This is a genomic window from Gaoshiqia hydrogeniformans (assembly GCF_049347105.1).
Lineage (GTDB): Bacteria > Bacteroidota > Bacteroidia > Bacteroidales > Prolixibacteraceae > Gaoshiqia > Gaoshiqia hydrogeniformans.
Genome location: NZ_CP186334.1, coordinates 1,609,914 through 1,625,645, shown reverse-complemented (window position 1 = coordinate 1,625,645; position 15,732 = coordinate 1,609,914). Strand labels below are relative to the sequence as shown.

The following is a 15,732-nucleotide window of genomic DNA, read 5'->3' as shown; positions in this document are numbered from 1 at the left end:
TTAAATGATTGATTGAAAAACTATGATTTTTTAATACAAAACTTATTGACATGAGTGAAAACGACTACACGAATGAAAAGTATCCTTTATCTGAATTGACGGGTAAGATTATAAAATGTGCCATTGAGGTACATAAGCATTTGGGAAATGGCTTTCAGGAAGTTATTTACCAAAGAGCGCTGGCTATTGAATTTTCTATTTTGGGCCTTGCTTTTGAACGGGAATTCGAGATGCCTCTCTTTTACAAAGGACAGTAGATTGGGACCAGGAGGGTTGACTTTTTTGTGGAAGGGCAGGTTATGGTTGAAATAAAAGCAATCATACAACTTGAAGATGTCAATCTGGCGCAAGCAATTAATTATCTGGAAGCCTATAACATGGAAGTCGGATTGCTCATAAATTTCGGGAGCAAGTGCCTCGAATTTAAACGGGTCATGAATAAGAAATCAAAGTCAATCATGAAATCAGACAAATCAAAGTTCAGACAATTGGAAGGCCGCCGCCCGAAATCCGGTAGAGGCGTTGAGGTATGAGTAGTGAGGAGGCGGAGATCGGACCGCAGGTATGATTGATACATTGAGGCACGAATAACCCATTTTAAAACATATCATGATATGAATAATCTGAAACTAATAGGGCGAAATCTTTTTAAACAAAGCCAGTCAAGCTTTTATATCCTCATCAATTTTGTTATTGCATTTACATGCGTGACACTGATTTACCTTTTTGTCACCGATGAGTTTGCCTTTGACAGGCACTTCTCAAAGTTTGACAGCATTTATCGTTTAAATATGCAGGCGAAAGACAAATGCGTAACGAGTTGTAATTTTCCTGCCATTCTCCATGGTCAAATGGATAAGGTAACAAATATTGAAAAGGTTGCAAGGCTTCAGACTTTTATGGGGGAGCGCAATATTGTAATTAACAATCAGGTTTATGTTTCTGATAAGTTTCTTTTTGGTGATCCTGAGATTCTGGAAATATTCGATTTCGAATTTCTGTTAGGCAATTCTGAAGATGCATTAAGCAAACCATTTAACCTGATAATCAGTCAGTCTATAGCCCGAAAGTACTTTGGTAAATCAGATCCGCTTGGGAAGATTATTCAGACTGACAATCATAATTTCAACATTGCGGCAGTGGTGAAAGACCTTCCTGAACAATCGCACTTTGCCATGAACTTTCTAGCTCCTGTATCAAGCTACAACATCATAAATAGTGACCTCATGACCAAGTGGTATATATCGGCATTTAATTACTATTTTACAGTACTGCCAAAGGCAGATAAAAGCAAGATTGAAACACAAATTACCAAACTGTTTGCTGAAGGAAATGGAATCGAGGAGGAAAATATTGAATTCGGGATGGAGCTCGAACCGCTTGCCAATATTCATCTGCGGTCAGTTGGCACGCGATGGGATAATGCTATAAAAGGAGATATAAAAGTAGTATATGGTTTTATTACCATTGCCTTATTGATTTTAGGAATAGCCATAGCCAATTACATTAATGTGCTTACGGCCAGTTATCAGCGTAAAGTAAGAGAAAACAGCATCAGAAAGATAAATGGCGCTACTGAGTTTTCTGTCATTTCATTTCAAGTGGGCGAGACTTTGTTTTTTCTCCTAATATCAATGACTGTTGCTATTTTCATGGTCTATTTGTTGTTGCCTCTTCTCAATAATCTGAGTGGAAAAAACTTAAATCCTCATTTACTGGTATCCTTAACCGTTGGCATTATTCTGATTGCAATCACATCACTGTCGGTCATTTACCCTGTCCTTTTTATGCAATCATTTAAAACCACCGAATTGCTCAAAAACCGGTCAATCATTTTAAATCTGCACAAACAAAAAAAACATTTCATGGTAAGGGGATCGCTGGTCACTTTCCAGTTAGTTATTGCCATCATTTTGATTGCGTCCACCCTAATTATTTACAAACAACTGCATCTGATCACTAAAGCAAAAACCGGATTTGATCAGGAAAACACACTTGTAGTGATTAATCCTTACAGTGAGAAGATGAACCAGCGTTACGATTTATTTAAAGAGAAACTTTCTGCTATTCCGACAATCAAAAGTGTTGCAGTCACCCAAAATGCACCTGCGGACTATATTAATAACTTCACCCCTGTATGGTTGCCCGGCTTTGAAAAAGAATCAAAAGTCGATCTGGGGCAAATCACAGTTGACCATGATTTTATCCCTGCCGTTGGCGCCAATATTATAAAAGGGAAGAACTTCGACAAAAATATTTTATACGATGAACAAATGGGTGTAGTAATCAACGAATCGGCTGTAAAAGCGCTGAACCTCACTGACCCCATAGGACAAAAACTTGTGGTGCAGAATAACGCCTATACTCCCAATAATGAGATGGAAATTATTGGTGTGGTTGAAGACATGCAATATTTCACCCTGAAGGAAGCTTCAAAACCTATTATGTATTTTATCAGGCCCTGGGGGTATCATAATATTATTATCAGTTTGGAAAAAGGCGATTATCAGTCTACACTCCGACAAATTGAACAGACATGGAAAGAAGCAGAGCCGGTTTTGCCTTTCAAATATCAGTTTATGGATGACAGGATAAACAATAATTACACAGCCGAAATTAATACAGCTAAAATCACGACCATCCTTTCGGCTGTTGCTATTTTTCTTTCGGTGCTTGGTATTTTAGGGATGATCATTTTTACCATACAACAGCGAGTCAATGAAATCTGCATCCGCAAAGTGAACGGCGCAAAAATATCCGAAATATTGGCCATGCTCAACAAAGACTTTGTGAAGTGGGTAGTGGTTGCATTTGTTATCGCCACCCCTGTTGCCTGTTATGCCATGACGAAATGGCTGGAGAACTTCGCCTATAAAACAGAATTAAGCTGGTGGATATTTGCGCTGGCCGGTTTGCTGGCGCTGGGAATTGCGCTGTTAACAGTTAGCTGGCAAAGCTGGAAAGCGGCTACGCGAAACCCGGTGGAGGCACTCAGATATGAGTGACGAGATACCGATTGCTCGGGATGAGGCGCTGAGATATGAGTGAAATATATCAATTTCCCGAAAATAAATTAAAGGAGGAGTTACCATGTATTCTAACAATCTGAAAATAGCAATCCGAAACCTGTTGAAGAATAAAACCTTTTCTTTCATCAACATTTTCGGGCTTTCCATCGGAATTACCTGCACCATTTTAATTCTGTTGTGGGTTCAAAACGAAGTGAACTTTGATAAATTTCATAAAAATGGAAACCAAATCTACCGGGTGGTTCAGGAGGATAAAGACGGTAAAAATTCGCGTACTCCGGCACTGCTTGCACCGGAGATAACTGTGAAAGTTCCTGAAATTGTCAGTTTCACCCGTATTTTTAAACTTCCCAACGTCATTTTTCAGGAAGAAACGAATATTTTTCACGAAGAAAATGGAATTGTTGTTGACCCACAATTTTTTACCATTTTCGATTTTCCTTTGATAGAAGGAGATCCGGAAACCGCACTTTCTGCCTCTTCCAATGTAATCATCACTGAAACGTTGGCTAAAAAATACTTTGGCAACAATGACCTGATTAACAAAACCATCAATATTGACGGGAAAAACGCATCGGTTGTGACTGGGGTGATAAAAGACATTCCTAAGAATTCGCACCTGAAATTCGATTTTGTATTGCCTTTTTGCCTCCTGGAAGCAATCATGCCATCCGATGTAAATAATTGGGGCGCATTTAATTATACAACGTACCTGCAACTTGCACCCGAAGCGAATATTGCTGCGACCAACCAAAAAATCAATCAGATAGCAAAGGATAAATTACCTTCACAATTACTCACTTTCTGGAATAAATTCGAGCTTCAACCTTTGTCGCAAATCCATCTGAGTGCCGACATCTCGAATCATCACTTTTTAGGCGATTTTACTGTTGTTGAGGATCGCAATACGGTTTACATTTTTTCGTGCATCGCATTACTTATTCTCCTTCTTGCTTGCGTCAATTTCATGAATCTTTCAATTGCCCAATCAGGCAAAAGAACACGTGAAAACGGATTGAAAAAGGTGATGGGCTCATCCAGCAATCAGCTCAGAAAACAGTTTATAGGTGAATTTTTCGTGATAAGCCTTATTGCACTGGTAGTTGCAATTGTCGTGGTCAATCTGTTATTGCCCTGGTTCAATCAGATCAGCGGAAAAACGCTTGTTGTTGATCATCCCCAAAACATCGTCTCTTATCTAGCAATTTTGCTATTTACTACTTTGTTTGCTGGGTTTTACCCCGCATTCAGCCTTTCCTCACATAATCCGGTAAACACGTTGAGGGGTCAGGTATTTGGCGCCATCAAGACCAGTAAGCTGAGGTCTTCACTGGTCATCTTTCAGTTTTCGATTTCAATTATTCTTGTAGCATCTACATTCACCGTGTACCGGCAGTTACATTACATTCAGGATAAAAAACTGGGCTTTCAAAAAGAAAATATCGTTTATGCACCCATTCCAGGAAATGCAGCCGGCCGGTATCAAACAATGAAAGAGGTACTTTTAAAAAACCCGGATATTTTGGCTGTATCGGCAAAAGATTGTCTTCCAACAACTACACTCCGCAACCTTGTTGATTTTTACTGGGACGATAAGAAACCCGGGCAAGAAGTAATGATGGAATTAACCGGTGTTGATTATCAGTATTTTGAAGAACTCAACATTGGGCTGTTGGCTGGCCGGAGCTTTTCTGAAGCTTTCCCGGGTGATGCTTCCAATGCTTTTATTTTAAACGAAGAAGCGGTTAAACAAACTGGTCTGGAATCGCCGATTGGAAAGAAGTTCGCATCCTGGAACAAGTCAGGAACAATAGTGGGAGTCATCAAAAACACCAATTTCAAATCGTTGCACGAAAAGCCCAATCCGCAGGTCTATCACATCATGAAGAATATCCAGGAAGAAGCTGGTTTAACAGGGGTCATGCTGATGAAACTGAATGGAGCGAAACAGGCCGAAACCCTCTCGTTTATTGAAAAAACGTGGAAGAGCCTTAATTCAGACGCTCCTTTTGATATACATTTCTTAGATCAAACCTATGATCAGCTTTATTCATCTGAACGTAGAATCAATCTGATATTCGGCTATTTCAGTATTCTGGCCATCCTAATCGCATGCCTTGGACTTTTTGGACTTGCTTTGCATTCAGCAGATCAACGAAGAAAAGAAATCGGCATCCGAAAAGTGAACGGCGCAAAAATATCCGAAATATTGGCCATGCTCAACAAAGACTTTGTGAAGTGGGTAGTGGTTGCATTTGTTATCGCCACCCCTGTTGCCTGGTATGCCATGACGAAATGGCTCGAAAACTTCGCTTATAAAACGGAATTGAGTTGGTGGATCTTTGCCCTGGCCGGACTGCTGGCGCTGGGAATTGCGCTGTTAACAGTTAGCTGGCAAAGCTGGAAAGCGGCTACCCGCAATCCGGTGGAGGCGCTACGGTATGAATAAGATGTTTGAATTTGGGCCATGCTGATTTTGACCATTAAAAATTGGGTTGTACTTGTAACTTTTGTCAGAAATATACGCCTAAACAAAAGTGATACTTTTCTGATCACCAGTTCTGGTTAAACATCTAAATAAGTTTTACAATGAAAAATCGAATAAGTTTAAGCATGTACACGATGATTGCAATGCTGGTAGCGCTGCTTTCGTACAATGGAATTGCCCAGGAAAACAAGACCCCTTCCATGACAAAAACCTTTGATCTGGATCAGCCGGGCACACTCAACGCCAAATCATCGGGAGGGGGAATAGAGGTAAAAACCCATGATCAGAATAAAGTAGTGGTACAACTATTTATCCGGAAAAACGGTTCGGTTTTATCTCCATTAGATCCAATGGTTAAAGACGTTCTGAAAGATTTTGACCTGGAGATCGCGAAGAACGGTTCGGTTGTTACTGCAAATGTAGAGCGCAAAGGAAATTTCAATTTCCGGAAAAACGCGGGTATTTCGTTAACAATCATCGTGCCCCGCGAAATGTCGTGCAATGTATCATCAAGCGGCGGCGGGTTAAAGATTTCAAATGTAGCAGGCACCCATCATTTTACGAGCAGTGGGGGCGGAGTAAAGTTGGAGAATATTACCGGAAACACGAAGGCAAGCTCGTCGGGCGGCGGCGTGCATGTGATCAACCAGCAAGGAGATATCCGCTTAAGCTCCAGTGGTGGTGGCGTTACGTTGGAGGGTGCACATGGCAACGTTTTTGCCAACAGTTCGGGCGGCGGGGTGCGCCTGACCGATATTCACGGCCATGTTGACGCAGGCAGCAGCGGGGGTAGTGTGAGTGTCACCGGAGAAGCCGGCTCTGTGAAAGCCAAATCCAGCGGTGGCTCCGTGCGTATTAATATTTCCGGGTTAAACAAAGAATTATACCTGGAATCCAGTGGTGGCGGAGTTGATGCAGTCATCAAAAATGGCGACCGGCTTGGCCTCGACCTGGACCTAAGCTCAGAAAAAGTAAATATTGATCTTCATAATTTCTCGGGGAAAGCCGAAAAAGACCGTGTAAAAGGAACGGTGAATAACGGCGGAATCCCCGTTTATATGCGTTCTTCTGGCGGAAACATTCATGTGCGGTTCGACGATTAAACGAAATGTTTGCCTAACATTTTCAGAAAACAACAGACTTCAGGAAACATGAAAAACATTTTATTGACATTTAGAAAACTAAAGAAAAGCAAAACTGCAACTACGCTTGGTATTGCCGGATTGGTAGTTGGTTTGGTTTGTGTAGTTTATATCTTCTTTTGGGTAAACGATGAAACGGGTTTCAACCGCTTTCATAAAAATATTGATCGCATTTTTGTGGTCCATGCTTACCTCGAAGGAGGGACTGCGAAAATAGATTTCAGAGGCTGTCCGCCGGCGGTGGCCCCTGCCCTGAAAGAAGAATATCCCGAGGTGGAAAATTCTTGCCGTTACCTGCCGGCCGAATATTTCGAGCACCTTGTTTCTTTTGGAGAAAAAAGAAGCATCCTTAAAACGGCTTATGCCGATGTCTCGTTGTTCGACATTTTCTCGTTTCCGTTTGTGTATGGGAGCAAAGGCGAGCTCAATGATCCGAATCAAATTGTCCTGACAAAAACAGTTGCCGCCAGGTTTTTCGGAAACACCAATCCAGTTGGAAAGATTGTTCGTTTCAACAATACGGCCGATCTGACAGTTGCCGGCGTGGTTAAAGATATTCCGGATAACTCGTCAATTCAGTTTGATGCTGTAGTGCCTGTTCAAAATCTGAAGGTAATCTGGGGGAGAGATGATGTATTAAATACCTGGTACAACAATGCCTTTATCACTTTCGGACTGTTGAAATCGCCTGACGGCTTCGACAAAATTGCTTCGACGATTACAGGCCGTATCCAGAAAGAAATACCCGAATCGACCAACTATCTGAGGGCCTATCCATTTAAAAGGGAATATTTGTATGAACAAAAAAACATTCGTCATGTAAAAATATTCAGTCTGATCGGTTTAATGGTTTTGCTTGCGGCAACCCTTAATTTCATCAACCTGACTACAGCCCGGTCGACTAAACAGGCTAAAGAGACCGGGTTCCGGAAATCGATTGGAGCAACCCGCGCCAACATTATCAGGCTCATCTACTCTGATGTAGCCATTATCTGTTTGCTCGCGTTTGGTGCCGCACTGCTGATTGCCATTGCCGGACTGCCGTTTTTCAATAACTTGATTGGGAAACAAATTGGTTTTTCGTCGTTATTTACGCCTCTTCCTTTCGGCATGTTTATTCTGATCTATCTGTGCACTGTGGCGCTGGCCGGAAGCTATCCCGCTTTTTTCCTCTCATCGTTCTCGGTCAGCGAAACGCTCAAATCGGGTTTCTGCTCGGTTAAGAACAAAGGTTTACTGCGAAACTCGCTGGTTGTAACCATTTTTGCGGTATCGATCATTTTGCTTACTTCAACCCTGATCATTACAAAACAAACCTTGTTCCTGCAAAAAATGGACATCGGGTTCAATAAAGAACAGTTGATCTACGTAACGCTTGAAGGCAAACTCAACGAGAGGGCTCAAACGCTGAAAGAGGAAATTAAACGTTTGCCCGAGGTCAGTTCGGCTACAGCAACCTCATTTTTGCCTGTTGTGGTCGGAAGCAATGGAGAAGGATGGAGTTGGGAAGGAAAAGATCCGAATTTTAAACCCTTGGTCACCAATTGGGAAACTGATGAAGACATGGTGAAAACGCTCGAAGCCAGGCTAACTGAAGGTAACTACTTTAGCAACGACCGTAAGGGAATTGTGATCAATAAGGCATTTGCCGATGTAATTGGCTGGGACAGCTTTGTTGGGAAAACCTTGAATGCTTATGGGCAAAATCATCAGATTGTTGGGGTAATCGATAACATTCAGTACAACTCACTTTCGGAATTGTGCCGGCCAATGGCCATTCAGCAGGTCGGTGACTGGTCAACACGTTATCTGATCATCAGGTTAAATACCAATCATTTCGACAAAACCATAAAAAGCATCAGCAAAATCTGCACCTTGATAGAACCCGACTTCCCGCTTCAATACGGATTTATAAACGATGAGTTTGAAAAGCTGATAAATTCGGAGGCCAACCTGAAAAAACTGGTCGGCATATTCCTGGCATTTGCCCTGATTGTTTTGTGCCTGGGCTTGTTGGGAGTGGTTATGTTTCTTACTGAACAAAAAACCAAGGAAATTGGTGTTCGCAAGTGTATGGGCGAAAACGAAACGTCGATCATCTTAAAACTAATCAAACCTTTCGTAATTTCCGGTTTGACAGCCAGTGCAATTGCCATTCCGGCCACCTGGTTCATCATGAACCGCTGGTTGCAAAATTACACGAATCGCATTGACCTGAATTTGTGGGTTTTCCTTTATGCTGTTGTGATTTCTATCGCTATTGCCCTGCTCACGGTGAGCTGGCAAAGCTGGAAAGCGGCTACCCGCAATCCGGTGGAGGCACTGAGGTATGAATAAAAAGTCTGAACTATGATTTATATGATTAAAAGATTAGTATGATTTTAGAAGGCACCGGGATGGCAAACAGGGAACTGAGTATAGGAAGAACCGGTGTGACAAATGATTTCCTTCACTCTGGCAGCTTACATCATACTATGATCAAAGTCCGTCATGAAATCAGGCGAATCATAGTTCAGACAGTTAGCAGGCAAGATTGATGGTATAAATAATAAATAACGATAAGTAGAAATCAGAAAAGATGAAAAACCTTCATTTCATTTTCCGGATGTTTAAGCGGAATCCCTTTCTGATCATGGTAGGTTTGCCCGGGCTGGCTTTTGGTCTCGCAGCCGTGCTGTTGCTCATGGTTTACCTCAGACACGAGATCAGTTATGATCAGCACTTTGCAACTAAAGACCGGGTGTTGAGGTTGTACAACAAAGTTACAGAACAAAATCAAACCCAGGTTTACGGCATTTGTACCCGGAAGGCCTATACAGAAATTCCTTCTAAAGTCCCGGAAGTAGAGGCAGCTACACAGATTCTCAGGGGCTGGAATGTGAATGTGAAAAGTAATAAAAATATTTTTCCTTCCCTGAATTTACTGTATGCCGATCCGGCTTTCTTCCGGGTTTTCGGACTCCATTTGTTAAGCGGGGACACATCGACCGCACTTGACTCGAAAAACTCGGTGGTACTCACACGGTCGGTAGCTCAAAAGATCTTTGGCAAAACCGATTGTGTCGGACAAGTTGTAACGGTGTCTGATCAGAGGTTTATTGTGACCGGGGTTGTGGAAGACCTGCCGCACGCTACTCATTTTAGCTTTGATATACTGGCTTCTATGGAGACCATCGATCCGGGGAATTATAGTGGCGGGCTCGAGTATTTCACTTATTTTCTGATCGGGGGAAATGCAAATATTGAAAAAGCAGGAAGCCGGATTGCTTCTTTAAATGATGAATTGCTCAAGCCCTGGGGTGAGAACTTCAATCTACAGACCGAATCGGGAACCGAACTGCTTGGGAATTTGCATCTTCGTTCAAAAGTTGATTTTGATTTGTCAGATAAAGCTGATTTCACCCAAATCATAAGCATCGCGGGGATTGCCATTTTTATCCTGATTATTGCCCTTGTAAATTACATCAACCTTTACGTGTTGCACGGCGAAAAGCGGATTGCCGAAATTGCTTCGCGCAAATCGCTGGGAGCTGATCGCCGGGCACTGGCACGGCTGTTTTATACCGAAACCGGATTAATCGGAGCGATGGCTTTTTTGATTGCACTCATCCTCATCAGGGTCGCTCAGCCTTATTTCGAAGAATTAATGCAAAGCCCTGTCCGGGTGTCCGATCTTTACACTGCTTCAGGCTTGCTCCTGATCCTGGTTTTTTTGGCTTTTCTGATCCTGGTTTCAGGTGCCTATCCCAGCTTTTATCTTTCGCGGGTGAACCTGGTGAACGGCTTAAAAGGGAAAAGCGACCAGCTAAAACGCAAAAGCAACTTTTCAACAGTCACTGTTCTGGTACAGTTTGCTATCACCATCTTCCTGCTCAGTTCGCTGTCCATCGTTTACGCACAACTCAGGCACCTGAAAAACCTGCCTTTGGGATTTTCTCCGGAGCACGTCGTGGGGCTCGATGGTTTTAATTCTGAAATAAAGAAGAATTTCAAAAGTATTGAAGGAGAATTGGCCCGTTTCCCGTTCATTGAAAATATTGGTGTCTCTCGGCATGATATGGGAGGTGGAAGCAGCGGGCAAGGTATTAAAAAATACGGTGATCCGGGAGAGTATTTGTCAATCAACCAATATCGTGTTCAACCTGGTTTTGCAGAAACCATGAAACTACAGTTAGTCGATGGCCGTTTTTTCAGGAAAACCGGGGACGGGATGAATGTTATCTTAAACGAAGCGGCAGCAAAGCTTTTGGGATTGTCTGATCCTGTGGGTTCGCAGGTCCAGATGCATGGCAGACCGATGGAAGTAATTGGCGTAGTGAAGGACTTCTATTACGAAGATCGCCCGGGCGAATTGGTTGCACCCCTGGTCCTCACTGATTATTCAGACGAAGTATCGGTGCTGTACCTGCGACTTAAAAGTGAGTTTACACCCGAACAACAACAACAAGTAACCGCAGTGTTGAAACAGTATGATCCTGATTTTATTTTCAGCTACTTCTTGCTGACCAACACCTATTCATCAAAGTTTGACAAGGAACAGAGAATGATGAAACTGATTTCTGCCGGCAGTTTTCTGGCGATCCTGATCAGCTTCATCGGTTTGATGGCCTTGTCTGTCATGAATGTGAACCGCCGCACCAAAGAAATCGGTATCCGGAAGGTTTCCGGAAGTTCTGTCGCCGAAGTGATGGTTATTTTGTTGCGCCAAACTGTGGTTCTTATTTTCATTTCCTGCTTTATTGCGGCAATAGCGGGATTTTGGGTCATGCAGCATTGGCTAAGTCATTATATGGATCGGATTTCGTTGCACGCCGGCTATTTCCTGATTAGCGGCCTGGCAGCCTTGCTGATCGCTCTCATGTCAGTTAGCTGGCAAAGCTGGAAAGCGGCTACCCGCAATCCGGTGGAGGCGCTGCGGTATGAATAAAAGCCTCCACCGTAAGCCGGCAGAGGCTTTTAACAGGAAAAAGAACCTTTTTTTGACGGATGGGAGCGGGAACTTTATTCTCCCGGCTTTTTCGAATACTTCATTTCCAGGATGAAAGCAATCAGTAAACCGATGCCACCGAAAAGCAAAACCGAAGCGCCGTAAATAACGCCAACCGTTTCCCTGATATAGTGGTTACCATCCAACAAATCGTTTAGCCCCAAAGAGTGTGAAAGCACAAACCCAAGCAACAGCCCCAGGCCAACCCCCAGCAGTAAACAGGCAATCTTGAGCGTGCCAAATACCGGCCGGTTTTTTTCGGGGAAATTGAATTTGTTTTGTACCATCGAAGCATCGAAAGTCGATCCGATCTTTTCAATCATCGTGAGCCGTTCTTTGCGGTGTACAAACAGTTCAAACAATTTATAAATGCCCAGTGTAATCATTCCGACAACCAGCGGAATCGTAATAAAGTCCATCATAGCGGTAATTTTTAAATCAATAATTTTGTTCTTTGTGAGGTTGGACGCCGGCCCCGGAATTTGGTTACACCCGTCAACAGGCGGGAGGTTTTTTTTGTCTGAACGGGTTTGCCGCAGGTTGTAACCAAGCCCGTACGTATGCGTCAAAGCACATAATATGGAGCACCTGAATGAAACTGACCTGATCAAACGTGTGCTGGACGGAGAGCCGAGGGCGTACTCCGTTCTGCTGAAGCGTTATCAGCGTCCGGTTCATGCTTTAATCCGGCAAATGATTCCGTGCCGGGAAGATGCGGAGGAGCTGGCCCAGGATGTTTTCGTTAAAGCTTTCGGCCGGCTGGATTCTTTTCGGGGAGGCTCAGGCTTGTCCACCTGGTTGTACCGCATCGCCTATAACACGACGATTTCGTACACCCGTAAAAAAAAGCTGCGGTACCCCGATATCGACGACAAGGCGCTTGACAACATTCCCGACGAAACCGTGGATGAACTGCTCGACCGGGAGGACGACGAGACGATGATGCAACAGATCGAGGCGGCTGTGGAACAACTAAACCCGGAAGATAAAGCGCTGATTTCGCTCTATTACACGCAGGGTAAATCGGTGAAAGAGCTGTCGGATATTACTGCTCTGAGCGCCGATAACGTCAAAATAAAACTATTCCGGGTTAGGAAAAAGATTGTATTTTTGATTAACAACAAGAACCATGAAAGATAAAGCGCTGATAAAAACCCTGGTTCAACGAACCGGCGAGCTGTCTGACGGATTTGAAGAACAGGTTATGAACCGCGTCCTTGCAGAAAGGGAAAAGAAAAGCCGACGGGCTTATTACCTGAGCCTGCTGTTGGCGGGCGCTGTTTCGCTCGTCCTGGTCGGGGGCGCTTTTTTTGTGCTGGAGTATTTCTTCTCGTTTAACCTCCTTCATCTTTTTTCAGATACCCGCCGGATCCGGTTCGAATACAACCCCTTGTATACCGGCTGCTTTTTTATCGCTGTTTTGGTATTACTGCTGCTTGGGCTCGACCACCAGTTCCGGAAGATCATGAAGAAGATGGGATACAATTAAGTTGGACGGCTAAACTCCGAAGTGGCGGATTCGAGGCATTTGTGTCAAAATATTTGACATTGCCTGTCAAATATTTTGATAGAATGATGGGATGCAGCTGTTGTTAAATCACGAATAGTCAAGGCATTGGTAATGTGGCATTTTTTTTGGCCCCGGGGTTCAGATTGTAAAAAAAATTAATTGACCATGTTCCGCACCATTTTTAAAATCTCGGTCCGAAACCTTTTAAAACACAAAGGGTATTCACTCATCAATGTTTTCGGGCTGGCCCTGGGTTTCACCGCTTTTATCCTGATCGGGCTGTTCATTCAGCACGAATTGTGCTGGGACAAGGCTAACGCCAACTACGACCGGATTTACCGGGTGCAGCGTCATTATGCCAAAACCAGGTATGCCATGGACGGGAACGATATTTCGCCGCATTCGCGCCCCGTTACGGCCCAATTGCTCGAAAAACAGTTTCCCGAATTTGAAAAGGTGACGGTAATCCGGGAGTATGGCGGCAAATTCCTGGCCTCTGTTCCCGAACGTCAGGTTTACGAAAACGAAGGGATTTGTGCCGACAGTTGCTATCTCGACGTATTTACTTATCATTTTATTGAGGGCAGCCGGCAACATGCCTTAGCGGAACCATTCAGCATGATGTTGTCGGAAACATTAGCCGAAAAGCTCTTTCCCGGCGAAAAGGCTTTAGGAAAAACCGTCACTCTTGAGAAGAAGTTCGACCTGAAAGTGACGGGTGTTTACGCCGATTTGCCCGATAATACGACGATACGGCCCAATTACCTCATCTCATTTTCAACCTTAAAGCAAACCGACGGTATCAGCCGGAGCGACCTCTACACCGGCGATTGCATGACTTTTACCCTGCTCAGACCCGACGTAGATTACAAGTTGCTTGAGCAAAAAATAAAACCCGTTTTCGCCGGATTTCGCGGTGCTGAATTCGAAGAACTCCAACTGTGCCCGATGAATTTGCTTTACCTCGATTTCAACGGGAATGGCCACTACTACGTAGTACTGCTGTTGTACGGCTTGATTGGTCTGTTTATCCTGATGATGTCGGCATTCAACTACATTAACCTGACTACAGCGAATGCTTCTACCCGCGGAAAAGAAGTCGCCGTGAAAAAAGTAAGCGGCAGTACCCGGCTAACGCTCCTGGTGCAATTTTTAGGCGAAACCATGCTCATTGCACTGCTTGCCCTGGGATTGGCCTTTTTACTGGTTGTCCTTTTCCTCCCGGTTTTTGCCGGGATTGTTGGCCGCCAACTCGATTTCGGCTTTTCGGGCCATTGGCCGTTTATCGGGCTAACCATCCTGATTTCACTGGGAGTCGGGTTCTTATCGGGTATTTACCCGGCCGTGTTTTTATCATCCAATAAAATCGTGTCGTTGTTTAAAGGTGAATTATTTGGTAAGGGCCGTGAAAAATTCAGCCTGAAAAAAGCGCTGGTTACCTCCCAGTTTGCCATTTCCGTTTTCCTGATTTTAATCACGCTGTCGCTTTCACTGCAAATCAGACATCTGGCCCAAAAAGATTTGGGGTTTAACAAGGAAAATATGCTTTACACGAAGATGACGGTCTCGAAAAGCGGGACAAACTTCAGCCAGTTGCGCGACCGTTTGCTGCAACACCCCGAAATAATTGACGCTTCCATGTCAAAACACATCCCGTTTGTCAGCTTCGGCGGCGGGATGACTAACTGGGAAGGGGCCGATCAGGACGAAAAGATCAATTGCCGGTTTAATGATGTTGGCTACGACTATGTACGGAATATGGGTATTTCGCTGATTGCCGGGCGCGATTTTTCACGCTCGTTCCCGGGCGATGCGGGCAAAGCCTGCCTGATTAACGAAACTGCGGCCCAGTGTTTCGGCTGGGACGACCCCATTGGCAAACGGCTGAATAATAACCGGCTTACAGTGGTTGGCATAGTGAAAAATTACATTTACAAGGATATGCACAATGGCATTGAGCCATCCATCCTGGTTTTGGCCCCCGAGGAAATTACCGGCACCTGGACTTTTGCTTTCCGGGTCGACCCACCCAGTTACCAGGAAGCTAAAACGATCCTGGCCCGCGAGTTCGAAGCAGCCTTTCCGAACGATCCCTTCGAATTTAACGACCTGCCAATGGCCTTTGCCAACGAAAACAGCTTTAAAATTTATCATGCAGTTAATCGTACCATCCTGTTTTTTACGGTCTTTAATATCTTTTTGGCCATGATCGGCTTGTTGGGCCTGGTTTCGTTCACTGTTTTCCGCCGGACCAAGGAAATAGGCGTACGCAAAATCAACGGAAGCACTTCCGTCAACATCTTTTACCTGCTGAGTCGCGAATATTTTGTCCTGCTGTTTTTTGCCTTGCTGGTGGCCATACCTGCAGCCTGGTGGGTGTACGAATGGATCCCGGGCGCCAATAAACTGCATGTGCAACCCTGGGTGTTTGGCCTGGGCGCAGGGATACTCTTTGTTATTATTTTACTAACCACCAGTTATCAAACAATTAAAGCTGCCACCCGTAACCCGGTGGAGGCGTTGCGGTATGAGTAAAATTTTTCACCCCAAACCCCTGAAAGGGGCTTTAAAAGAAA

Annotated in this window: 9 protein-coding genes and 1 pseudogene; 9 read left to right on the top strand and 1 reads right to left on the bottom strand. The window is 44.0% G+C overall.

From position 1 onward, the window contains the following. Positions 1-50 precede the first annotated feature (50 nt). The 6 genes and pseudogenes from ACOIT5_RS06560 to ACOIT5_RS06535 all read left to right on the top strand — a co-directional run bounded on the left by ACOIT5_RS06560 (position 51) and on the right by ACOIT5_RS06535 (position 11,586). A pseudogene (locus ACOIT5_RS06560) lies at positions 51-533 on the top strand (GxxExxY protein). Positions 534-614: 81 nt separating this feature from the next. After that, on the top strand, positions 615-3,005 hold the full coding sequence (locus tag ACOIT5_RS06555; RefSeq protein WP_423129674.1) for an ABC transporter permease: 2,391 nt from the start codon (positions 615-617) through the stop codon (positions 3,003-3,005). A gap of 85 nt (positions 3,006-3,090) precedes the next feature. Further along, positions 3,091-5,478: an ABC transporter permease gene (locus ACOIT5_RS06550; protein ID WP_423129673.1), complete on the top strand. Its 2,388-nt coding sequence runs from the start codon at positions 3,091-3,093 to the stop codon at positions 5,476-5,478. A 140-nt stretch (positions 5,479-5,618) separates the two neighbouring features. Beyond that, positions 5,619-6,620, top strand: a complete 1,002-nt coding sequence (locus ACOIT5_RS06545) for a DUF4097 family beta strand repeat-containing protein (protein WP_423129672.1) — start codon at positions 5,619-5,621, stop codon at positions 6,618-6,620. A gap of 48 nt (positions 6,621-6,668) precedes the next feature. Beyond that, the gene (locus ACOIT5_RS06540) at positions 6,669-8,996 is read left to right on the top strand and encodes an ABC transporter permease (RefSeq protein WP_423129671.1); all 2,328 of its coding nucleotides are present in this window, start codon (positions 6,669-6,671) and stop codon (positions 8,994-8,996) included. Between the two features lie 241 nt (positions 8,997-9,237). Beyond that, positions 9,238-11,586 (top strand): ABC transporter permease, encoded by a 2,349-nt coding sequence (locus ACOIT5_RS06535; protein ID WP_423129670.1) that lies wholly within the window; start codon positions 9,238-9,240, stop codon positions 11,584-11,586. Between the two features lie 74 nt (positions 11,587-11,660). Here ACOIT5_RS06535 and ACOIT5_RS06530 read toward each other — a convergent pair whose 3' ends face one another. Then, on the bottom strand, positions 11,661-12,068 hold the full coding sequence (locus tag ACOIT5_RS06530; protein WP_423129669.1) for a DUF6249 domain-containing protein: 408 nt from the start codon (positions 12,066-12,068) through the stop codon (positions 11,661-11,663). A gap of 157 nt (positions 12,069-12,225) precedes the next feature. Between ACOIT5_RS06530 and ACOIT5_RS06525 the strand changes: the two genes are divergently transcribed. The 3 genes from ACOIT5_RS06525 (at position 12,226) to ACOIT5_RS06515 (ending at position 15,691) form a co-directional block, all read left to right on the top strand. Next, a complete protein-coding gene (locus ACOIT5_RS06525) occupies positions 12,226-12,786 on the top strand; it encodes an RNA polymerase sigma factor (protein WP_423129668.1) in 561 nt (186 codons plus the stop codon). Beyond that, the gene (locus tag ACOIT5_RS06520; RefSeq protein WP_423129667.1) at positions 12,776-13,135 is read left to right on the top strand and encodes a hypothetical protein; all 360 of its coding nucleotides are present in this window, start codon (positions 12,776-12,778) and stop codon (positions 13,133-13,135) included. Before ACOIT5_RS06525 ends, ACOIT5_RS06520 begins: the two co-directional genes overlap by 11 nt. A 186-nt stretch (positions 13,136-13,321) precedes the next feature. Next, entirely contained in the window at positions 13,322-15,691 is a 2,370-nt protein-coding gene (locus ACOIT5_RS06515; protein ID WP_423129666.1) for an ABC transporter permease, read from the top strand. Positions 15,692-15,732: the final 41 nt, after the last annotated feature.